The 23,027-nt window shown below is 61.0% G+C and carries 19 protein-coding genes; 6 read left to right on the top strand and 13 right to left on the bottom strand.

All coding sequences use genetic code 11. The annotated features are described in order from the left end of the window. The first annotated feature begins 22 nt into the window (after positions 1-22). The 5 genes from AC6H4Z_RS22900 to AC6H4Z_RS22920 all read left to right on the top strand — a co-directional run bounded on the left by AC6H4Z_RS22900 (position 23) and on the right by AC6H4Z_RS22920 (position 7,992). Complete coding sequence (locus AC6H4Z_RS22900) at positions 23-1,783, top strand: serine/threonine-protein kinase (RefSeq protein ID WP_497544290.1); 1,761 nt, start codon at positions 23-25, stop codon at positions 1,781-1,783. Positions 1,784-1,894: 111 nt separating this feature from the next. Beyond that, positions 1,895-4,132, top strand: a complete 2,238-nt coding sequence (locus tag AC6H4Z_RS22905) for a protein kinase domain-containing protein (protein WP_497544291.1) — start codon at positions 1,895-1,897, stop codon at positions 4,130-4,132. 237 nt (positions 4,133-4,369) lie between these two features. Continuing rightward, the gene (locus AC6H4Z_RS22910; RefSeq protein ID WP_497544292.1) at positions 4,370-4,861 is read left to right on the top strand and encodes an Ig-like domain-containing protein; all 492 of its coding nucleotides are present in this window, start codon (positions 4,370-4,372) and stop codon (positions 4,859-4,861) included. A 114-nt stretch (positions 4,862-4,975) separates the two neighbouring features. Further along, the gene (locus AC6H4Z_RS22915; RefSeq protein WP_497544293.1) at positions 4,976-5,314 is read left to right on the top strand and encodes a PadR family transcriptional regulator; all 339 of its coding nucleotides are present in this window, start codon (positions 4,976-4,978) and stop codon (positions 5,312-5,314) included. Positions 5,315-5,316: 2 nt separating this feature from the next. Beyond that, positions 5,317-7,992 (top strand): ADOP family duplicated permease, encoded by a 2,676-nt coding sequence (locus AC6H4Z_RS22920; RefSeq protein WP_497544294.1) that lies wholly within the window; start codon positions 5,317-5,319, stop codon positions 7,990-7,992. 186 nt (positions 7,993-8,178) lie between these two features. Here AC6H4Z_RS22920 and AC6H4Z_RS22925 read toward each other — a convergent pair whose 3' ends face one another. From AC6H4Z_RS22925 to AC6H4Z_RS22985, 13 genes are all read right to left on the bottom strand, one after another. After that, on the bottom strand, positions 8,179-9,198 hold the full coding sequence (locus AC6H4Z_RS22925) for an SIR2 family protein (protein ID WP_497544295.1): 1,020 nt from the start codon (positions 9,196-9,198) through the stop codon (positions 8,179-8,181). A gap of 101 nt (positions 9,199-9,299) precedes the next feature. After that, positions 9,300-9,779, bottom strand: coding sequence for a type II toxin-antitoxin system HicB family antitoxin (locus AC6H4Z_RS22930; RefSeq protein ID WP_497544296.1), 480 nt, complete (start codon positions 9,777-9,779; stop codon positions 9,300-9,302). A gap of 189 nt (positions 9,780-9,968) precedes the next feature. Beyond that, on the bottom strand, positions 9,969-10,754 hold the full coding sequence (locus tag AC6H4Z_RS22935; protein WP_497544297.1) for an HNH endonuclease: 786 nt from the start codon (positions 10,752-10,754) through the stop codon (positions 9,969-9,971). Positions 10,755-10,873: 119 nt separating this feature from the next. Next, positions 10,874-11,515, bottom strand: coding sequence for a hypothetical protein (locus tag AC6H4Z_RS22940; protein WP_497544298.1), 642 nt, complete (start codon positions 11,513-11,515; stop codon positions 10,874-10,876). A 94-nt stretch (positions 11,516-11,609) separates the two neighbouring features. Next, positions 11,610-12,578, bottom strand: coding sequence for a hypothetical protein (locus tag AC6H4Z_RS22945; protein ID WP_497544299.1), 969 nt, complete (start codon positions 12,576-12,578; stop codon positions 11,610-11,612). 144 nt (positions 12,579-12,722) lie between these two features. Next, entirely contained in the window at positions 12,723-13,637 is a 915-nt protein-coding gene (locus AC6H4Z_RS22950; RefSeq protein ID WP_497544300.1) for a PD-(D/E)XK nuclease domain-containing protein, read from the bottom strand. A gap of 163 nt (positions 13,638-13,800) precedes the next feature. Beyond that, complete coding sequence (locus AC6H4Z_RS22955; protein ID WP_497544301.1) at positions 13,801-14,574, bottom strand: hypothetical protein; 774 nt, start codon at positions 14,572-14,574, stop codon at positions 13,801-13,803. 112 nt (positions 14,575-14,686) lie between these two features. Continuing rightward, the gene (locus AC6H4Z_RS22960) at positions 14,687-15,817 is read right to left on the bottom strand and encodes a hypothetical protein (RefSeq protein ID WP_497544302.1); all 1,131 of its coding nucleotides are present in this window, start codon (positions 15,815-15,817) and stop codon (positions 14,687-14,689) included. Positions 15,818-16,063: 246 nt separating this feature from the next. Continuing rightward, positions 16,064-16,609 carry a hypothetical protein gene (locus tag AC6H4Z_RS22965; RefSeq protein WP_497544303.1) on the bottom strand — a complete coding sequence of 182 codons (546 nt, stop codon included), beginning with the start codon at positions 16,607-16,609 and terminating at the stop codon, positions 16,064-16,066. A 1,330-nt stretch (positions 16,610-17,939) separates the two neighbouring features. Further along, positions 17,940-18,170 carry a DUF4926 domain-containing protein gene (locus tag AC6H4Z_RS22970; protein ID WP_497544304.1) on the bottom strand — a complete coding sequence of 77 codons (231 nt, stop codon included), beginning with the start codon at positions 18,168-18,170 and terminating at the stop codon, positions 17,940-17,942. A 140-nt stretch (positions 18,171-18,310) separates the two neighbouring features. Continuing rightward, entirely contained in the window at positions 18,311-18,808 is a 498-nt protein-coding gene (locus AC6H4Z_RS22975) for a hypothetical protein (RefSeq protein WP_497544305.1), read from the bottom strand. Between the two features lie 513 nt (positions 18,809-19,321). Beyond that, on the bottom strand, positions 19,322-21,037 hold the full coding sequence (locus tag AC6H4Z_RS22980; protein ID WP_497544306.1) for a TldD/PmbA family protein: 1,716 nt from the start codon (positions 21,035-21,037) through the stop codon (positions 19,322-19,324). 23 nt (positions 21,038-21,060) lie between these two features. After that, positions 21,061-22,458: a metallopeptidase TldD-related protein gene (locus tag AC6H4Z_RS22985; RefSeq protein WP_497544307.1), complete on the bottom strand. Its 1,398-nt coding sequence runs from the start codon at positions 22,456-22,458 to the stop codon at positions 21,061-21,063. 236 nt (positions 22,459-22,694) lie between these two features. On the opposite strand from AC6H4Z_RS22985, the gene AC6H4Z_RS22990 reads away from it, so the two are divergent. Further along, on the top strand, positions 22,695-23,027 hold the full coding sequence (locus AC6H4Z_RS22990; RefSeq protein ID WP_497544308.1) for a PadR family transcriptional regulator: 333 nt from the start codon (positions 22,695-22,697) through the stop codon (positions 23,025-23,027).

The raw sequence follows: 23,027 nt of genomic DNA on the forward strand, positions 1-23,027 counted from the left end.
ACGATGCCGCCTTTGCGGCGCCGTGGCTGCCGCGAAATCGACGTTCTGTTCGCGGTGCGGCGCCGCGGCCGAGCGGTCGGGGACCGACGAGGACCAGGAGCTCGCCGCTCAGATTCGCGCGCTCTTCGCCGGTGAAATCGCAATCGACCGAGAGATCGGCCGAGGATCGATGGGAGCGGTCTACGCCGGATTCGACGTGGAGCTCGAGCGACGCGTGGCGATCAAAGTGTTGCTGCCTGACATCGCCGCCAACCCCGAGATCGCCGATCGCTTCAGACGCGAAGCGAAAATGATCGCGGCGCTGAGCCATCCGAACATCATTCCGATTTACAGTCTTCGAAACAACGCGATGGTGAGCGCCATCGTCATGCAATTCGTCGACGGCAACAGCCTCGACGTCATTCTCCGCGAGCGCGGCGCGTCTCCACTGCCGCTTCCGGTCACGGGACTCATTCTCTCGAGGGTCGCGGCTGGTCTCGAACACGCGCACACGCGTGGCGTGATTCACCGCGATGTCAAACCGGCAAACGTGTTGTTCGATCCCGCCGGCCAGGTGGTGGTCTCCGACTTCGGCATCGCGCGCCGCGACGGCGACGCGACCGCCACCGCGTCGGGAATCCTCCTCGGCACGGTGGCGTACATGAGCCCCGAGCAGTGCCTCGGCCGCCGGGCCGAGGCGGCGTCGGACCAATACGCGTTTGGCATAATGGCGTTCGAGCTCCTCACCGGACGCCGGCCGTTCATCGGACGGACGACCGAGCTGCTCGGCGCCCACATCAACCGTCCCCCGCCGCGACTGACGGAGTTTCGGACGGACCTGTCGCCGGAGATTGAGAGTTTCGTCATGCGCATGCTGGAAAAAGATCCGGCGGCGCGTCACCCGAGTCTGCGCGAGGCGGAGCGTTTTTTCGGTCGCCTGGTGGCGGACCAGTCGTCGGCCACGAGAGAGTTGATTCACGCATCCCTGCGGAAGCCGATGGCGTCGCCACTGAGCAGCGCTGTCGTCGAGCTAGCGCCGACGATCGCGAGCCCCGCGAGCCGCTCGGCACGCAGCAGAGGTCGCGCATGGGTCATGCTAGCCGCAGGTGTGGGCGTAGGTATTGTGCTGGCGGTCGGCGCGATGATACGGCGCTCGACTTCAGCGGCTCCCGAGAAAGTCGTGCAGCCGGTTTCGGAGATCGCACCGCATGCCGGGGCGGCGACCAATAAACCGACAACGCGGGCCGAGTCGTCCGCTCGAGAGACAACTCATATTGCCGATCGGACCGTGGCTGCGTCGAAGACCGCGGCTCAACCGCGACACGAAACGGTTCAGTCGCCAACCGTCAACACGGGGCCGGCGATCAAATCTGCCCTCGATAGCGCTGTGCGCCCCGATAGCGCGAGTCCGGCGGTGCGTCCGCAGGGTGAGGTGCAGCCGAGGGTGGTCGTTACACCCTCGCTACCCACGCCGTCGGCCGCCGACGCCCGCGCGGTGGCGAGCGAATTTCTCACGTGGTGCAATCATCGCCAATGGCGAGACGTCGAGCGGCTTGCCTCGCTCGATGGGTCCGCGGAGTTACGGACCGAGTTGATCCGCCTCGTTCGGAGTGCTCCGGATATCCAGGCCGGGTTCGAGCGCCTTGCGTCGCGGCCGGTGCTCGCGGATCGCACGTTCACGACCGATTTCGTTCTCGACCTCGAATGGCGCGGCGGACAGCGACTGCTTCAGGTGACTGTCAGCGCCGAGCTGTCGAGTGGTTCGTGGCACGTCGTCGGATTCGGAGTTCACTCGGCCGACTAGCGTTGCCCAGATCGGTTGTCGTAGCCGCTCAGCTGGCGCGCACCAGCCGACGCTGGCATTTTCGAGCGACATCATGCGCCGTTCTATGCACAGCCTTCGGCCGGCCCGATAATGACCGTGTTGCGAGATCAACTGGCAACGAGCTTGGGCGCGTCCTACACGCTCGGCCGCGAGCTTGGCGGCGGCGGCATGTCCCACGTCTTCCTCGCCGAGGACACCACGCTCGGCCGACGTGTCGTCGTGAAAGTTCTGCCACTCGACATGGCATCGGGCGTCTCGATCGAACGATTCAAGCGCGAGATCGCGCTCGTCGCGCGACTTCAGCATCCACACATCGTTCCGATCCTCGCCGCCGGCGAGATCGACGGCCTGCCCTACTATACGATGCCGTTCATCGAGGGCGAGACGCTGCGCGAACGACTCCAGCGGTTGGCGCCGCTCTCCATCGCCGAGTCGCTGCGTGTGTTTCGCGAACTGGCGTCGGCGCTTGCGCATGCGCATCGCAAAGGCGTCGTGCATCGCGACATCAAGCCGGAGAACATCCTCCTGACCGAAGATCACGCGGTGATCACGGACTTCGGCGTCGCGAAAGCATTGAGTGATGCAACGGTCCAGGGAGCGGGAGGACTGACGTCCATCGGCGTCACACTCGGAACGCCAGCGTACATGGCACCGGAGCAAGCGGCCGCCGATCCCGACGTTGATCATCGCGCCGACGTGTACGCACTCGGTCTCGTCGCGTACGAGATGCTCGCGGGTCAGGGTCCGTTCACCGGTCGATCTCCGCAAGCGCTCATGGCCGCGCACATCATCGAGACACCGGAGCCCGTCAGCCGCAAGCGCGCCGCGATTCCGACAGCGCTCGCGACACTCACGATGCGCTGCTTGGCCAAACCGGCGAGCGATCGTCCGCAGCGCGCCGAGGACATTCTGCGCGAGTTGGATCTCGTGCATGTCTCCGGTCCGTCCGACGCACTTGCGCCACGCGTACCGTCGGTGGCCGTGCTGCCGATGGTGAACACGAGTGGCGATCCGGAGAACGAACACTTCAGCGACGGACTGACCGACGAGTTGATCGGCGTGTTCAGCCGAGTACCGGGAATCGCCGTGACTGGGCGGACGTCGAGCTTCGCGCTGAAGAAGAAAGAGCTCAGCGTTCCAGCGATCGCCGAGTTGCTGCACGTCGAACATGTGCTCGAGGGAAGCGTGCGTCGCGCGGGCGAACGTCTCAAAGTTCGCATGCAACTTCTCGACGCGACCGGTCGCGTGTTGTGGTCGGACAGTTATGATCGTCGCATCGAAGATGTGTTTGCCGTTCAGGAAGACATCGCGCAGGCTGTCGTCAGTGCACTCGAGGTCAAGCTCGGCGCGATGCGCGGACCGTTAGTGCGTCCGGCGACCGTCGATCTCGAGGCGTACGATCTCTATCTCAAGGGCCGGCATTTCTGTCGACGGTGGTCGCCGCAGGACATGCGTCTCGCGATCGAACATCTCGAGCAGGCGATCGCGCGCGATCCGTCGTTCGCGCGCGTGTATGCGTGGCTCTCGAACGCGCACTGGCTCCTCGTCGTCACTCGGTGGGACAATCCGGACACGCACCTGGCGCGCGCGCGCGAGTACGCTTCGACTGCGCTGGCACTCGATCCCAATCTCGCCGAGGCGCACTGGGCGACTGGACAGATGCTATTTGCGGCCGACTGGGACTCGGCGGCGGCCGATCTCGCATTTCATCGCGCGTTCCTGCTCGATCCTGGTTTCGATGAAGCGCACCACATCTATGGTCTTGGCCTTCTGCATCAGGGCCGGCTCGATGAGGCACTCGTCGAGCTGACGCGAGCGCTGCGCATCGATCCGCTCTTTGCAGGCGCGCACGTCACGCTTGCGCGTCTTCATCTGAGCGCGCGACGACCTGACGAAGCCATCGCGCACTTGAACGAGGCCATGTCGCTGTCTCCGCACGCGGCGCTCGCTCACACGCACCTCGGTCAGGCGTATCTGCAGAAGAACATGCCGCGCGAGGCGATCGCCGAGTTCGAGCTCGCGGCGGAGCGCGGTCATGGGAGTGACAAGGCATTTCTCGCACACGGCTATGGAATCGTCGGACGACGCGGCGATGCTGAAGAAGTGGTGCGACGGCTCCTCGAATCGGAGGAGCGTGCGCCGTCGGTGCACATGGCGGCTGCGTATGCCGGCATTGGCGATCACGATGAAGCGTTCGCGTGGCTCGAGCGGGCCGAGAAGGAACGCGACCCGTGGGTGACGGCGCTTACGATCGAGCGGGCACTCGATCCGTTGCGAGGGGATCCGCGCTTCGATGTGCTGGTGCGGCGTGTCGGCTTAGCTCGCTAAGGACGTTTGCTTCACGGGTGACTCTTTCGCGTGCGTTCCAGTTGACCTGAGAACGTAAATCGATTCGTGAAAGACGTTCCACTCGTGAGGTGACGTGTGTTTATCGATTCATCATGGCGTTCGCTCGGTTTTCGACGGCCTCTCGCGGCCGCGCTGTTGTCGGTCGCAGGTTGCGGCGGCGATTCCGCGGCGCGGCGCCCAACCGAGCCCGCGCCGCTGCCCGTCGCTCGTGTTGTCGTGACGCCCTCACCAATTCTGGCATACGTCGGCCTGCCGCAGCAGTTCGCCGCCTCGATATTCGATGGCATGGGCCGCGAGCTCGTAGGCCGCGCGGTTTCGTGGTCGATCTCTGATACGACCAAAGCGACCGTCACCGCGAGCGGCCAGGTCAACGGTGTCAGAGAGGGATTCGTCACGATCACGGCGACCAGCGAGGGTCAGAGTGGATCGCGAGAGCTGCAGGTGTTTCGAATCGAGGTGGACTCCGTCGTCGTGACGCCCGTGATAGCCACGCTGAACGTCGGGGCCACCCAGCAGCTCACGGCGGTCACGTTGACGCGGACGGGGCTTCCGCTGCCTGGCCAGGCGGTGGCGTGGTCGTCATCAGACATCTCGAAAGCGACGCTGAGCGCGAGCGGGCTCGTCACGGCGGTGGGGGCTGGATCGGTCACCGTCATCGCGACGAGTGGCGTGAAATCCGGCAGCGCGCGCGTTACGGTCGCTCCTTAGATACATGCGCGTGGTCTAGCCCCCCTTTCGGCGGCGCGTGTCCCTCACTAACATAGGCTGTCTATGTAAATGACATAGACTGTCTATGTTAGTGACCTATCCCCGGCGCCCGTCATGCGAGAAGAGATCCCGCCCGGCACGCTCGACATGCTCATCCTGAAGACCGTGTCCTGGCGCAAAGAGCTGCACGGCTTCGAGATCGCGGAGTCTATTCGCGCGACATCTGGTGGTGTGTTCGTGGTCGAAGAAGGCTCGCTCTATCCGGCGCTTCAGCGACTCCTGGTTCAGGGTTGGGTCGTCGCTGAATGGGGACGTACTCCCGACAATCGCAGGGCGCGGTACTACCGCATCACCGCATCTGGCCGCCGCCAGCTGGAGCGCTCCGTGGCGTCCTATGGCCGCGTGACGAGCGCCATCGCCGGCATACTCGATCCTTCACCGTCGAAGGGGTGACCATGCTCGGACCACTTTGGCGCCGCCTGAAACTGCTGGTCAACCTCGACCGCGCGACGCTCGACCTCGAAGAAGAGATGCGCACCCATCGCGAATTGCGCGTCGAACAATTGCGTGCGCAGGGCGCCGCTGATCCGGATGCCCAGGCCCATCGGCAATTCGGAAACACTATTCGCCTATCCGAGGCGAGTCGGGACATCTGGCTTTGGCCGACGATCGAGGCACTCTGGCAGGATGCGAGACTCACGGTTCGCAGTCTCCGCAGAAGTCCCGCCTTCACGATCGGCGTCATGTTCACCTTCGCGCTCGGAGTCGGCGCGAACGCCGCGATGTTCTCGGTCATCGATCGGATGATGCTCCGTCCGCCCGCGCTCATGCGCGACCCTGCGCACGTAAGCCGCGTGTACATGTACCGCACTTCGGATGGCGTGGAGAGCGGAACCGGCGGCCAGTACGCGAGGAACGCCGACATCGCGCGCTGGACGACGTCGTTCAGCGCCGTCGCGATGCACACGACCCAGCAACTCGCCGTCGGAGTGGGACAGGACGCCCGCGAAATGCGCATCGCCGTCGTCAGCGCGAACTTCTTCGGATTCTTCGACGCACCACCGACCGCCGGCCGGTACTTCGATGCGTCCGAAGACGCGCCGCCCTCGGGCGCACCCGTCGCGGTGCTGAGTCATGCGACGTGGCAAGCGCAGTACGGTGGCCGTCAGGATGCGATCGGTTCGACAGTACAGATCGGCGCGGTCGTGTACACGATCATCGGCGTCGCGGCCAAGGACTTCGTCGGACTCTGGCCCCTTAGGCCGCCGGCGGCGTTCGTCCCAGTCTCGACATATGCAGCGAGCATTCTCGGTCCGCATTGGCAGACGACCTACGGTTCGTCGTTCGGACTCAGTAGCATCGCACACCGGAAGAATGGCGTCACTCTGGACGCGGCGAGTGCAGACCTCTCCAAAGCGCTCGTGCAGAGCTATCGCGCAGAGGGGCGCAGCGAGGCGAGCTTCGCCGAGTTACGGCCGCGGGCAGTCGCGGCATCGGTGCTGCTCGAGCGCGGGCCGGATCAGTCGGACGTCGCGCGCGTGGCCACGTGGCTCGGCGGCGTCGCGATCATCGTCCTGTCGATCGCCTGCGCCAATGTCGCGAGCCTTCTGCTCGCGCGCGCGCTGTCGAAGCGACGAGAGATTGCCGTGCGGCTCGCGCTCGGCGTCAGCCGCACGCGACTCCTCACACAACTCCTCACCGAGAGCATGGTGCTGGCGGTAGCCGGAAGCCTGCTTGGTGTGATGGTTGCGACCTGGATGAGCGCGACGCTGACTACTGCGTTCCTGCCCGGCACTGATCGGCTATCGGTTGCGGGTGACCCACGCACGCTCGCGTTCATCGGCGTCATCACCTTGATCGTCGGCGCATTCACCGGCGTGCTTCCAATGTTGCAGGCGCGTCGCCTCACGCTGGCGGACGATCTCAAGGCTGGCGCGCGGGCCGGCAGCTATCGACGCTCGGGCACTCGCTCCGCGCTGCTCGTCTTGCAAGGCGCCCTCTCGCTCGTGCTGCTCGTTGGCGCGGGACTCTTCGTGCGCAGTCTTCGAAATGTGCGCGACGTGCGGCTTGGCTTCGACGCGGATTCCGTGCTCGTCGTCTCGCTGAAGATGCGCGACGTCAAGCTCGACAGCGCGAAGAAGGCAGAACTCCGATGGCGACTTGTCGGCGCGGCGACGACGGTACCGGGAGTCGAGCATGCAAGTTTGCAGATGCAAGCTCCCTTCGGAGGCATGACGAGCTGGCCGATCGCCGTCGCGGGCATCGACTCCGTTCGAGCGCTCGGCCAATTCGAGTTCAATGCGGTATCGCCCGACTATTTCGCCACCATGGGTACGCGGATCCTTCGCGGACGCGCCTTTGAAAGCAGCGATCTTGCCGGCACGAGGCGCGTGCTCGTGATCAGTGAGTCGATGGGCAAGGTGCTGTGGCCGCGCGAAGACCCGCTCGACAAATGCGTACGCATCGGCATTCCACCGGACACCGCGCCGTGTCGGTATGTCGTCGGGATCGCCGAGGACATTCACGCCCGAAGCTTTGGCCCGCAGGGCAATGACTTCTACTATTACTTGCCCGCCGGGCAGTGGCACCAACAGGCGGAAGGCCTGTTCGTGCGCGTCGCAGGTGACACGCGTGTGTCGATCGAGCCCCTTCGGCGTCGGCTGCAGCAAGAGATGCCGGGCAGCTCATACGTCACGGTCGCGCGACTCGGCGAGTTGGTGGACGCGGAATCCCGTTCATGGGTGATGGGCGCGACTGTGTTCACCGCGTTCGGCGCGCTGGCGCTCGTGCTGGCAGCTGTTGGACTGTACAGCGTGATCGCGTACAACGTGGCGCAGCGCCGGCAGGAACTCGCCGTACGAGTAGCGCTCGGCGCGGCCGCGGGCGACGTGATGCGTTTAGTGGTCGGCGAAGGGCTGCGGTTTGCTGTAACTGGAGCCGCTGTTGGCGGGGCGATCGCGCTCGTTGCAGCGCCGCGAATCGCGCCGCTGCTGTTCAATCAGTCGCCGCGGGACCCAGTGGTGTTTGGAGCGGTGACGGGAGCGTTGCTCGTCGTGGCGGTCGTGGCGAGCGTGGTACCGGCGATTCGCGGTGCTCGGGTGGATCCGAACGCGGTGTTGAGGGCTGAGTAGGGGACGGACTGGTCTCGCTGCCTTGTATCTAGATCCTCGGCAGAGTTCGCACAGATTCTGATCGGGGCGCCAGCTCGGTGCTGCCTAACGCCCAAGTTCAGTTGCAAGCGAGTCAAATAAGAAGCGCGGGCGAAGCCAGCGCTATCCTCAGATCGCTTGTCAGCTGCAACGCTCGTTAGCGAGCAGCTAGACGGAGCCGAATATGCTGCCGTGCGCATCCTCTAACATTCGCCACGGCGCAGTCGGTGGGTCCGTAGCGTTGCCGAGGGCGTTGAAAAGAGACAACGCATCCTGGCTCTCGAACCGAAATCGGCGCAGCGTCACGAACTCCTTGAAACGCTTTTTGACTTCGCCGCCCGGATCGAGACACAAGACGGTGATCGATTTGAGGTGCTCGGAGTCCAACGCAGCGGACTTGAGAAGGTACCGCACGTAACTATCGGCTTCTGGGAGGGAGTATCCAACGAAGCGGATATGCTGCGCGCGTGCAAGAACCTCCCGAGCTAGCTCCCACGCGGGTGAGATCTGGGGATGAGAACCCTTACTCCACGTTGGTGGAACGATTGGACCGCCATCGACGGAGCCGTGAAGCTTGGCAAGAACCGGGTTTTGTGCGTCGTCAGTCGGCTTCCTTCTGAAGGCCACGTGGCGCGATGTGTCGAAGACGCCATTGATATACGCGCAGACGTTCTCAAGGACGCAGTCGTAGTTGGCAGTCACAACGTCATAGTGGACCGGAGCATTGAGAGTCCTGCTGCACCGGACGCCATCACCCTGACGCTCCAGCAAGAGTTGCTGAATCGCCGCGACGAAGTATCCGTATCCTCGGACCTGCTTGTTTGTACCGAATAGGTACTGCTGCCAGTTCTCCGGTATTCTTCCGTCCGAGTGGCGGGACATCTCTGGGGTTCTGTACTGAATGACACTTGCGATGAACTCCTGAAACGTCTCGCGCAAACTCGGGCGACCGAGGAACGCATCGACTTCGAGGATCGACAGAAGTTCCTCGATGTTGTCGAGCTCCGCGGCGTAGACGTTCTTGATCTGGGATAGTCGCCTGATGCTTGCAAAGACTTCGTCGAACGACGGCCCTCCGCGACGCGCAATTAGGTGTTGATCCTTGGCGCCATCGACGAAGTTGCTGATCAGCGGTAGTCCGAGGGGAGCGGAGAAGCCCGCACCGAGAAAATAGACGATTCTTTCCATGGGTAGAAACGTGTTGCTCGCTAACGCCCCAGCTAAGCTGCGAAGGATTCCAATAAGAGTTACGGCGTAGCCGCAACAATTCAATAGATCCTTTGTCAGCTTCAGCGTTCGTTAGCCGACGGCGAAAGGAGGTGAAGGCGCTCAAGAATGTCGACGATATTGCCAGACTCTATATCGCGCACATTCACGCCATACACGTCCGCGATTCGACGATAGTAGTGTTCGTTGTCCGCCTCGCCGTGAAAGTCCCAGAGGCTAGACTCGTCGGTTATCAGGCAATCGTCATAATCCATATCAACGACCTCGGTGAAGAACCGTGGTGCGAGATACTCTACGTCGCCGAGGCGATCGGTGGGGGCGAATTCGATCTCGGGTTTGTGAGTCACGCCAGGACGGGGTAGTAGCTTACCGTCGGCGACGCGACGCTGGAACATCTTCGCGAGATTGGCGAGCGCTTCTTCGCGTGTTTCGCCGCAGCCGAACATAGTCGGCCAGCCGTCCACGTACGCCGTCCATCGAACGGGCTTAAGGTGGCTGTTGGGCGGCAGGTCCCACGGGCCCTTGGATTCCTTCAGGCGCACCGGGTAGTCGGCGAGCGACCACTCTGACCTGAGATGCGAAAGCACGTATTTCCAGAGTCGTCGCATGCGAAGGAGGCAGATGTTCGGCCTAACGCCCAAGTTCACCTGCAAGGGAATCAGATAAAGGCGCGTGGCGCAGCCACGCGCACTCCTTAGACTCCCTTGTCAGGTGTAACGCTCGTTAGGCTGCTAGCGCGACTTAACTTTGCCCACGAGTTCATTGTGATACGCTATGTAGCGTGCGCCGGGAGTATGCTCGGCGTGGTGCCGGACTTTCGTGATGCGAACGCCGCGAAGATCACAAATGGCGTGGCAGTTCGGACATAGTATCAGAATATTTGCCGGGATATCAGGGCCGGCGTGCTTACCGCCGAGTGGCTTGAGGTGGTGGCCTTCGGAGTAGGTGCGGCCGCCTCCCATCGTCACAGCTGTTCCACAGAGCTGGCAGACGTCCTTATGCAGCGCTTTCAGTTGTCTCACCAGTTCCGTGTCGCGTATGCGTCTGGTGACGACCGACTCGTAGGTGCTCGGTGGCTCAGCAAGGTCCACGGCGCGCGTGAATCGCGCAAAACCAGCCGACGCTCGATTTGTAAAGAGTGAAGAAAGGACGTTGTGCTCACGGTCGGTAACCTTCCGAAGGTTCATTCCCCGGTTGGAGACTCGCCGAACGAAATCGCGGAGCTCCCGCGTCGCCTCGACCGCAGCACGCGGTAACCACAGATGACGAAAGCGACCTACGCGGAAGTAATGTGTTGCTCGGCCATTTTGCGGCGAGCCGCGCCTTGGCAGCGTTTTCACCTCGCCGAAACCACAGCACCCACCATACTGGCCGGTCTGCCAGTAGTACACGTGGTCCCCTTCGCGAGCGGCCGAGGCGTTTGCCCATATGCCTTCGATGAATTCAGCCGGCCAACTCTGGATCGGATCGGCGACGCGGGTTGTGAGGTCTCGGCCGACGAAGACCCAGTTGGACATTCGGACTCTCCGTTATGAGAAGTCAGCTTGCAGCCTAACGCCCAAGTTCACCTGCGGGCGAGTCAAATAAATGCGAGCGAAGCGAGCTACCAAAGATCGCCCGTCTGGTGCAACGCACGTTAGACTGCTGGTCGTGATGCTGATTTGCTCTCTAGGCGCTCTATTGCTATTTCGAAGGCGCGATCGCAATTCGCCCTGAACTCTTTCGCGTTTGCGAACACTCCGCGGTCTTCCGGCGCCGTCGAATTTGGCCGATTGTGCGCGGGCTTGATGATCGGTCCCTCGTCTGGCGAAAAGGCCCATGACTGAGTGAGCGTCGCCTCTTCGGGATGCTGCAAAAGGCGATTTCTCACATCCCTGATCCCGACAGCCTCCACTCGCGGCATCTCCTCGAAAGCCTTGGGCGCCACTTGATTGACAAGTTCCAGTGCACGCCAAGCTAGGAGGTAAAAAGAGTCCGTCCACATCAAGACTTCTTCGGTGTGTGGCATCCAAACCGAGAATGGCGCGGGAGTGCCGCCCTTCCATCGCTCCCTGCGGTAATGACCGTCCGGCAGCGTCTCCAAGAGTACGTACTCGTTCAGCAGTTCGATTCGCTCTAACAAGGCGTTGAGTTGCCTCAATCGCGCGCCGAATTCCATCCTGAGATACTCGACGGGTCCCGCAATCGGCGGCGGCCCCGGAGGCCATTTGTCCATCAGCAAGCGCCGATGACGACCAAAGAGCGCTGCGGTGCTCAAGAAGAACTGCTTATTGAACATAGGAACGTGGAGCAGTCGAACGCCCGAGTTAAGCTGCGGGCGAATCACATAGAAGCGAGCAATTCCTTGGCTCGGCCGGCAGCTTCAACGATCGTTAGGTACCATGCGCGCCGGTATTCGGGTCGAGGTTTTCTCCCGTTCTGAGCGCAGCGCGTACGTGCTCAAGTAGAGCTTCCTCGACCTTTCGGCGGCCGCCAATCGTATTCTCGTAAAAGAGAGTACGGAAGGGCGAAACGTCAAATGGTAGCTCAGTACCATCGACCGCGAGCAGGATAGTGGGTTTGCGAATCGCATAGGCGTAGCCAACTTCGAAGAAAACGTTGGCGTTCGCTGGTGTGATTTCCGCAATGACTAACTTCGCGCTCTGAATACTGTTCGCGATGTCGCTAATGATCAATCCAGGCCCGAAGGTCTCATCGGCGCGGTGAACATCGAGATCGGCCTTCTGGCAAACCGGTTTGATAACCTCCTGATATAGATCGTTGTATGGATTATTGAATTCCATCACAACAAAAGCGCGCCCGCGAGCAGCCGAAACGACGAAATCGGAGGTTGTGCAATTCGCGGCGCCGAGGAAGAAAAGGCCAACTTGGGAGGGAGGCAGCGTTAACTGCGTATCGAGGTTGACGACGACGACTCCGTCTACGATGAGTGCCACCTTTGAACCGACGAGCGCCGCGGTGATACGATATTGACGGTGCGCCTCGATGGAATGCCAGCTACCGCCACCGCGATGAATCGTCCATTTCAGCTGTGCAATCGAGGTCTCGTTGTAGAACCGCACGGCAAACATAAAGCTGCCGCCGCCGAGTCCTGCGGTCAGCATGTTTCGCGTAGTGGGATCGTACCAAAGGACGATCTCGCACACCGAGCTCGCGCTAACCGCCGCAAACTCCATGTTGACGGAAACGGCACCGCCGGCAAAGAACTGATTTGAGAGGCCTATGGCCGCCGTAACCTGCCCCGGGGCATCCTCCCGCTCTTTGCCATGAAAGACAACTCGGTCCGGCGCGATCGCCAGCTCTCCAAAGACGGGTACCCAGTTGGCTTTGGTCATGTGCATTCGATGGCTATATGGGTGCTACCTAACGCCCGAGCTAAGCTGCAAAGCATTCAAATAAGAGTGCGCGCAGAGCGCGCACACAACAATAGCCATGCTTTGACAGCTCCAGCGTTCTTTAGGCGGCATGGCGGAACAGTGCTCGCTTCAGGGCTCTGCGATATAGACCCGAACATCGACGTCTCGTCCGTCAATAGTCTGCGGACAGGACAGTTCTCGTTCCAGGCGGCGCGGATCGGGAATGTCGCGGGCTGCATCAACGATTACAAAAACGAGCGTGTCACAGGACGGATGGGCGATATAGCACTGCACATCGACATGTATTTCGTCCACGACTCGCTTCCACTGGCCACGTTTTGCGATCCACTTTACTTCGAGAAATAGCTTAACGGACTTGCTGTATAGATCCACGAACTTGTGCATACCAGCCCGCGACGGGACCGCTTCTTCCTTGGCAAGATCGAAGACGACCGGGCGCAGCATGACATACAGAAGGTCGCGTGCATCATCTTCCTGTGCGACAACCCAAGGAGACAGGCCCTTTTCTCTGTTGTTGAATGATCGAATGGTCGGTGTAAGCGAGTCGATGACTCGTCTTACGTCATGAAGCAGAGCTTCTCGGCCGTGGAGTTCAATTACTTTCTGGCGGTCTGACTCCATTCCGCACACGAGTGCTTCGAGATGCTCGCCTAGAAACGCAGCAAAGCAATGGTATGGCGGCCCGAACGTATCGCCGTGGATGGTGTGCATCACATAGGAATCGGCATCCCGCGCAATGTTTTGGTCGATGCCGGGCGTATTTTTGGCCCAGTGCGGCTTACCAGCTGTGATCCAAAGCTCATAGGCCCAGGCCCGTCGTCCAAACTCCGCGCGCTCTTCGGGCGTAAACGCGATTCGTACGTGCCGGAAATCGCCGATCTCTTCAATCCAATGATCCGCGTAGACTACGCCCTCGCGGTGAAGTGAATCGAGGTCGTCGCGCACGTGCTCCGGAACAACTCTGAAGGTGCGGCCGAGAGCCTTGGTGGCGAGCCGCTCTAGCTGAACATCGCCTTCGCTCATCGTTGTGCTGTGGGGTAAACCTGCGTTGCAAAAAGAGTAGGATGCCACCTAACGCCTTAGCTCAGCTGCAGCCGAGTCAACAAAAGCGCTGGCGAAGCCAGCGCAATTCAAAAGATCGGCTGTCAGTTGCAGCGTTCGTTAGACCGCCGCGCGGACAGTTCCGTCAAGCATCACCGGCGTCCTTGGCCTTCTTCTGCTCTTCCCATTGCTTCAGACAGTGATCGAAGAAGTCCACCGTGTTGAAATGCTTCTTCTCGGCGCCTCGCGGTACGCCGTGAGCTGCAAGGAGAGCGAGGCACTTGGCTCGCGGCGGCTCGGTGCCCGGAGGTTTCACCCCTGACACGACGAATCCCTTTGGCCAATTGACAGCGCGAAGCTTAAGAGGCGATGGACCAGCTTTGAACGGAACGTCGTAGTCAACGAGTAGGTGATTCAAGTCGTCCGAGGAACTTGCGAGGAGCGAGCGGACGAGCATCGTGGCATGGGGCGTCATATGCAGGCCCACCCACTCGGCCGCATCGTACCAGGCAGCCGCATCCGTTACAGCTTGGCCCATCACAGTGTTCGATGTCTCGTCGACGTAGAAGCTGCCGATCGCGATTGAGCCTCGGAACAGAATACCCTGCGCCAGGGAATCAACGGCGAACTTCCGGAGTAGTAGACAGAATTGCTTAACATCTGCGACCGTAGGTGCGTGCGGGGTACGATAGACGATTAGCACCGTGTCGTTGAAGGTGAACGTCGAGACGGCGCTCGCGGGAATATGGCCACCGACTTCCTTCTTGTGGGCCTTTTGCTTGAGGATAGCAAGTACTCTTCCGCGAGACTCCAAGAACTTTGCGATCTTTGGATCGTCGTATCCGGCCGCCCCAAGCGCGTCAAGGATTGCGACGATGCCCTGCGTGGGCTGAAGTGGGCGAGGTGATCTCTTTGCCATCGTGCTATGGATCGGGTGCGAGTCGGCGCTCGTGGCGGTTGGACGTAAGAATTGCTGTGTTGCGGTCTAACGCCTTAGCTCAGCTGCAGCGTTCGTTAACCTGCTGCCACCATCAGGCAAGATCGTCGACACGAGTTGCTTGTAAGAGTCGTCGCGGAGTACTTGATGCGAAATGCAGCCAGCCAGTGTGATCCTTGGGCATGACCCGAACCCAGCGATCAGCGAGTTCGTCCGAGGAAAACCGCCATGGCGTGGTCGGTTCTGTATTCGGCGCATCCGCCTTCAGCTCATCGCATGTCGCCGACCACAGGAGATATTCATTCGCGAAAATCTGAATCGACGCGGTGTGCGTAAACAGCCGCTCGTTCATGAAGAATACGAAGAAACTATCATCGATATCCGCGATACTTGCAACGGAGGCTGGATCACCGAATTCGTGGTAGCCGCCACTCGCACCGACGATGGTGAAGGGATCTGGCCAACTGGATGCGGCCGTGCCGTACGGACTCGAGGCCTCGTCGAGCCAAAAGGCGCTTGCTAGGCACGGTGCTGGGCCACAACCCGTCACGTTACGCACAGAAGAGTTGTTGCAGACGCCCAAATGCCACTCGTTTCCTTTCGGACTCATTGCCAGCTTGCCTAGAGACAGATACGCGCGCACGTGTGACAGATCGACGATGGACCTCGGACGCCGCAGTCTGATATGAAAGGAGAGGGAGCGCAGTGGCCGCTCGCGTTCGTGAAGAAACTCGATACGGTGTAGGCGCTCTTCGAGTGATGCGAACGATCGAGAAACGAGATTGGCAAGGTCCTCACCCCAGCGTGCAAAGAACGCGGTCTGCTCTTCCTCGCTCAACGAGATCTGGAGATACTGAAATCGTGCAGCGAATCCTTCAGGACTGTCCAATACGAGTCGCAGTGTTTCGCGATCAACGATCTCCACTTGGATATTTCCGATCGTTTTGCCGAGTGCGAGCAGCTTTTGACGAGCACCCACGGTCAAGCGGACGTTCGTGAAGAACACGAACGTATGGAACGCCCCTGTGCTTGCGATCGCGCTGCTGAGATCAGCCTTGAACTTTGAGCGCACCCAGCGCTGATCCGTTGCCCCGTCAGTCGGCGAATTGCGAAAGCCGACGGCACCAACCACGCGACCCGCGGGATTCGCGGCTTCGATATCGTAACCATCGTCCGGGCCTCCTTTGGGCTGGCGCGGACGAACGTGACTGAATCGGCGATCCAATGAGAGGGCATGGATGCAGAGCCTCTCACGAGCCGGCTGATTGCCATCTAGCCAGGTTCTGAGGCGCTCTTCGGTGAGTCGAGGGTCGCCGGCCACGTTTGGTCGTTTCAAGAGAGAGCGTATAGCAGGCTAACGCCCCAGCTCAGCTGCGGGCGAAACAAATAAGAGGCGAATGCGAAGCATTCGCCAATCCCTCGATCGCCCGTCTGCTGCAGCGCACGTTAGGCTGCCGGGTCGAGATGGAAGTCATTCGAGTTCGTGCCGAATGTAATTCATCAAACTGGCAACGCGATCGCTCCACATTGGCGAGCGCCGACTGTACGGTTCCGGGACTTTGCCTTCGGGGGTTAGTCTTGGTGCCCGCCAGCCGTCCACCCAAGAAGAGCCGTCCTGCTCACAATGAAGCCCTGCTCCGAGGCTCGCGAATCGCGGAATGACGTGAATGTGGAGATGAAAGCGCTCGGGCGGCGCTGGAGTCTCGAACGCGGACTCGAAGAAGTAAACGAAATAGACGCGTGGCAAATCGTCCGTGGGAAACTGAAGTTGCCAGTAGGACCGGAGCGCCCCATCGAGCGCTTTGAGATTCGGCCCGAGCGCTTGAAGCTCGAGTTCGGCCAATTCCTGGATCGAATCCCGATGGAAACGCGGTTGCAAAGCGAGCCATCCAAGCCAACCCTCACCACCGCCATACTGATTCACCACCCAGTCGCCGGGCAGGGATGCAACTCCGCCGGGAATGGTGTGAAGGTCCTGAGACCGATGACAGCCGGCGCAGTTCTTATCGTATTGCATGGAGTGCGGTGGCGCCTAACGCCCGAGCTAAGCTGCAAATGATTCAAATAAGAGTGCGCGCGGAGCGCGCACGCATCAATAGCGATCCTTTGACAGCTTCAGCGTTCGTTAGACGCCAGGCGATGGGTTGGTAGCCTGGCTAGACAGGAACACTGAGAAGGGTCTCTACACGCTCGGCCCATCTCGCTGCTGAGAAGCCGCGTGACGAGGGGTGGTTGATCCACGTGGCCGCGACGCGAAGCCCCGACTGCGAGTGCCAATTGCGAAGATGTGCTTGGTCGGCGATGGGGCTAGATGTCCATCCGACTGGAAAGACAATCTGATTCCATTGCCGCTGCCCGAGTGACAAGACGTGGGAAGGCTTTAGATCCGCTAAGAGGAAAATGAAACGTCGCGCGCCAGCGTCCCACATTGCCTGAGAGGGAATAGCATCGAACGTCGCTCCAACGGTAATCGGTACAAAATTGCAGAACGCGACGCCGTTCCAAAAGTCTCGGCGCCCCTCGGGTGTGGTGGCAACCTGACCGCCCACGAGTCGAGCGACCTTCGCGTAAAAGGGAATTGAGCGGGCACCATCCCGTACCCCAACAACAATGTCGCGCGTCAACTCCACCGAATCATCGGAAGGATCCGTCAGGTAGTGAGAATCCCCGAGGAGTAGGAGGCGCTGAGAGGCAGATCGCCATTTCTCGCCGATCCACGGGTTGTGCACGAGATCGTTCAAGTGGTGGCCTAGAGGGGATGTCCGGTTGGCGTCTAACGCCCCAGTTCAGCTGCGGGCGAATCAAATAGGAGCGTTCGCGTTAGCGAACGCAAATCCTTAGCTCGCCCGACAGCTGCAACGCACGTTAGGCAGCGGGCGGTCGGAGCTCCGCCCGGCATCATGTGGGCATGGGGATGCGCGCCAGCAGCGCGACTACAAAGACGCCAGCCATTGCGGCGCCAAGCCAAAGGCCACGGGCGCAACAACCGCCAACCTCGCTGGCGATCGTTGCGCCCTTGCGCTGATAGGAAGGAATCGTCGACCGGCTCGTCCGTAAAATCATCGACATCGTCGAGATCCAGTCCCGGGCGCAGGCGCGTTTCGGCCCGCGCTAGCAGCCACCAGGCCGTGAGCAGATGCATCGTCATCCCGATCGCCAGGATGTACAGCAGCGCCAACACCGCAAACTTGGTTGCAATCGTTAGAAACGCGATTGGCCTGCCTAACGCCCCAGCTCAGCTGCGGGCGAGTCAAATAGAAGCGCGGGCGCAGCCCGCGCAACATCCTTAGCTCGCCCGACAGCTGCAGCGCACGTTAGGTAGCACGCATGCGGGAGGTTGCTCTGCGTCACGGTGCGATGATCTCAAGTTCGTCGGCGTCGAAGTCGGCCAGCCAAAGCGTCCGGCCGTCTGCATCGACTGACTCAACGGAATACCGGCTGTTCTGAACGTCCACGACGGTTCCGACATCTCCGACCTGCGGCTGGCGCCGAACCGTGGTTGTTCCAAGCACTCCGCGGTCGGTCGTGCGAAGAAGTCTGATCCGAACCGGGTCGAGAGATTGAATGGATTTGTGCACCGCGAGGAGAGTCGTGTGCTACCTAACGCCCGAGTTAAGCTGCGAACGAGTCAAATCAAAGCGACCGAAGCGAGCGTTCCTTTGATCGTTCGTCAGCTTCAACGATCGTTAGATAGCTGCGTTGAGAGATTCGCCTGGCGCTACGCGTAACCAAGGCGCTTGAGTACGATGGCTGCAATTGTACTTACGACAACCCCTGCGCCGAAGAGGAGATAGTCTCGTAATGCACTTCGTTTGTCTCCTTTTCGAAGGATTTCCTCAAAGTATTGCATCGCTGGTAGCGGCACCTGCTCCATCGCCTGGATTTTCGCCCTGATGTCGACTTCGCGTCCGGCAAGTGCCGCCAGCTGTGATTCAAGGCCGGCGATCGTCGTTTGTCGCTCTTCCGCGAGTTTCGTAACTCCACGAACTACCGAATCCACTTCCATCGTGGCGGAGGTCAGAGCCCGCAACGAATCTTGCATACGTGACTGAAAGCTGACTGCATTGGATTCTTCCGCCCAACCGCGGCGGATCGCGAAGCGAACGAGCGCAGACTTTGGATACTTATCGATGAGCTTCTCAAAGAGCGGTATCAACCCACCCGCGAGAAGCGAACTCAGAGCGCCGAGAATCAGTCCTACGATGCCGAAATCCATGATGGACGGTTGCCGATTGTGGATCGTCGTAGGCCAATGGTCGGGTTAACTACGACTGCCGGTCCCTCTTGTGAGAACAAGCCTGAACGCGGCCAAGCGCGATCGATTTGCGATCGTACATGGCGGACGCCGAAGCTGTGTGGCTATCTAACGCAAATTAGACAGACATCTTATGCGACTTACATGGGAATAACAACACATAGATTCGCAGCATAACATGCGAGAAACTGGATGAAGAAAGTGTACTCAAACCACGCTAGATGAGTCGATTGGAGAACTACACAAACGATCTGCCTTAGGGGTAACCCTGCAACAACTCGCAGCATAACACGCACGAACCACCATTTGACGTCTGAGTCTCGCTAGCCTCAGCGAGACTGCCGGTTGGGCCGCGATTCCCGCGCACACCTGACGCCGAATCCGCGCCAGCCACGTAGATCGACCACAGAAAGCGAAACCGCGCCCCGCCATCCAGGCGAAGCGCGGTTCACAGTCCTCTAGAACGGCCGACGGTCAGTCGAACGCCGCGCCCACCATCAACTTCCGAATCAACAACCACGGCGACCCGTGCGAGATCGAGTTCGTCTGCGTCGGCTGCCCCTTCGCATCGCCACCCGTACCAAACTTCTGATACTCCTTCGGCCCCGTGATTCCGTCGAGGTTCCCCCAGAAGTCCGTCGTGATCGCGTTGTACGTCACGTCCGTCACCTGACGCGTGATCTTGCCGTTCTTGATCTCCCAGAAAATGTGGCCGCCAAACTGGCCATTGTACCGCTGCTGGTCGATCGAATAGCTGCCGCGACCATCGATCATCACGCCGTTCTTCACGTCGGCAATGAGCTCGTCGCGCGTCGGCGAGTTGGCCGGCCCAGGCTCCAGATGCACGTTCGGCATGCGGAGGAACGGATAGTCGCGCCACGAATTCGCGAACGTGCAACCACGGCTGAAGTTCTCGCCGACCAAATGCGCCGTCTCTCGGTTCGTCTGTAGACCAACGAGAATGCCGTCGCGAATGATCGGGAACTTCGTCGCCTTCACACCGTCATCATCATATGCATACGAGCCGAGTCCGTTGTCGGTCTTGTCGGCCGTGATGTTCATGAGCTTCGAGCCGTACTTCAACTTGCCCACGTCCGAGAGCTTCACGAAACTCGTACCGGCATAGTTGGCTTCGTAGCCCACGATGCGATCGACTTCCGTGGCGTGCGCAACGATCTCGTGGATCGTGAGCATCGCGTGCGACGGCGACATGATGACGTCGCGCAATCCGCTCGAACCCAACGGCTTGGCCGTGCACATCTCGACCGCGTCAGTCGCCACACGCTCGGCGGCCTCGAGGAAGTCGGTCTGCTCGGCGATTTCCCAGCCACCCATTGCTGCGACGCCGATGTAATTGCGCGTGCGCGTGACGTCGCCAACCTTCGCCGTGACGGTGAAGTTCGGGCTCGTCGTGTACAGCTCCTGCTCGATGTAGCTGCCTTCGCTCGACGCGAAGTAGCGCCACTCGTAGTTGTGGCTCGCGGTGACGGTGACGGCCGTGACACCGGCCACACCCTTCGCCTTATCGACGATCGCCTGCGCCCAGTTCTGCTTGTCGTTCTGCGAAACCGACAGCGGCGGCTTCGTCATCGGCGTGATGTAGTTCTCGACGTACTTCGGAACCTGCGCGAGCTTGAGATCGGCCTTCTTCGCGATCGCGCTCGCCTTGGCGACTTCCGTCGCAACGCGCGTGATGCGCTTGATCTCGTCTTCCGTCACGATCGGGCTCGACGCAAAGCCCCACACACCACTGTGCACCACGCGCACGCCGAAGCCGGCGCTCACGCGCTCGATGTCGGTCGGAATTCCCTTGAACCCGCCCGCGCCACCACCGCGACCGCCGCGTCCACCACCGCCGCCACCACCTCCTCCACCGCCACCACCAGCTGCGCCGGCGCCCGCGCCGCGACCACCACGGCCCCCGCGACCAGCAGCATCGCCACCGTCAGCACGATAGTTGACCGTCGCACCCGGCGGATTCGTCGTCATGGTGAAACGAATATCGCAATACGTGCAGCCGGCGAGCTTCGCTTCGCCGAGTGCAATGTCGGACATGCCTTTGAACTTCGACTCGGCAACGCGGCCGCTGGGCGACTGCGCAATCAGCTCGGCGACGAGATCGCGCGAGTAGAATGCGCCGATCGCCGCGGTGGTGCCGACGCCTTTGAGAAAATCACGACGTGAAGTCATTTATCGATGTCGGTAGATGAGCGTCAGACGGCCGGTGAGACCGAAGTCATATAGAATTCTTCAATACGCACGGGCGGCACGAGGGCCGCGTTCGCCGCGCCGAACGCTTCGCCCGTCTCCATCGGCACAGGCTTGCCGACGAGCGACAGGTTCGCGTAGCCGACGATCGGCGACATGTTCCAGCGGAAGTTCTGCACCGGGCCGACGATCTCGCCGTTCTCGATGAGGAACAGACCGTCACGCGTCATGCCCGTGTTGAGCAAAGGCTGATCGGCCGACGGCACGCCGCGGATGTACCAGAACTGCGTGACGAGCAGACCACGACGCGTCTGCTTGATCATGTCTTCGACCGTCAGGTTCGTGCCTTCCATGACGAGCGTCTGGTTGGTGTTCGCGCCCTGATTCGGGCCGAACGCCTTGAGCACGCCCTTCTCCACCCACGTCACCGGATGCGCGGCGATGTTGTTCGGGCCAATGGTCGTCTGACGAAGCGTCTGATTGCCGACGTCGCTCTTCAGCGTGAACATGTCGCTGAACAGTTTGTCGCCGACCTTCTTGCCTACCATGTATGAAGCGGGCGAGCCTGGCGCGTTGGCGCCGAAGAGTCCTCCGCCACCGCCGCCTCCACCACCACCCGGAGGACCGTCAGCGCCCGGAGGCGGACCGCCAGCCGGCGCACCCTGCGGCAGGAATCCTCCGCCGCCACCACCACCGCCGCCGAAACCACCGTTCGGATTGAAGATGCCGACGAGCAGCGACAGGAAGCGCGCGTTGGCGCGCGGCTCGAGAATCACCGTGTAGCGGCCAGGCTCGATCGCCTTTGCCTTACGGCTCTTGAGCGCCTTGTTCGCCGCGACCGCGGTGATCGCCTTGGCGTCCATGTCGGCCGCGTTCTTGACGCCGGTCGTTCCCGCCCAGCCGGAACCCGTTCCGTCGGCCATGCGGCAGGTCAGCGAGAAGCCCGTGTCAGCCGACCGATAGTACGCGAACAGTCCCTTGGAGTTCGCGTTGCAGGTGGTGACGTCGTTCTTCGGAATGAACCCGGCGCCGAGTACGCCCATCTTCTCGGTGAGGTCGATGCTGTCCTTCACCATGCGCGCGCGTTCAGCGGGACCATAGTTGATCACGCTCGGCAGCGCGCCTTCGACGGGGATGTACTCCTGCGGGCCGGTGAGCTCGGGGAGATTCGGGTTCTCGGTGGCCTTGTCAGCCGCGTCGAGCGCCTCGTCGATCATCTTCTTGATTCCGGCGTCGGTGAAGTCGCGGGTGTTGGCGCTGCCTTGTTTATGGCCGACACGGACCGTCGTGGTGAGCTGACGGTCGTACTGAACGAGGTTGGTGGTGATGGTCGAATTGGCCCATCGAGTGCCAGATCGCTCGCCGCCGGTGAGGGTGACCTCGACGGCGTCGGCCTTGGCCATGCTCAAGACCTTGTCAGTAATAGCTTTAGCTTCTTCGCGAGTATACATGGGGTGCGGATGCGATGGACGCGCAGGAGACTGCCTATAGTAATTCGTTTAGGCGGCCGGTTTCGTTGGTCTTTCGATGCCTTGGTTGAAGTTGGCATCGGGGCGTCGGGGCGGGAAGTGAAACGCGGCGCTTGACAGGGTTGGTGTGCGTCGGCATTCTGTTGGCCCAACCTGGTTAGGGGAACAGAATGCCACGCGACGCCAGCGATCTCCTTCACGGCACGCTCGACGTGCTCGTACTCAAAACGCTGTCGTGGGGCCCGAAGCACGGCTATGCCGTGGCCGAGTGGATCCACGAGACGACGAAGGGCGAGTTGGAGATCGTCGATGCGGCGCTGTACAAGGCGCTGCACCGACTCGAGGACGCCGGCGCCATCAGCGCCGAGTGGGGGGTGTCGGACACGAATCGTCGGGCGAAGTACTACTCGCTCACGACGCGCGGACGCAAAGTCCTGCGCGACGAAGCCGAGACGTGGCATCGGTACGCGAGTGCGGTCGGCACGATTCTGAGCAAGGCCTGA

The sequence above is a fragment of the Leucogemmata humicola genome (assembly GCF_055379415.1).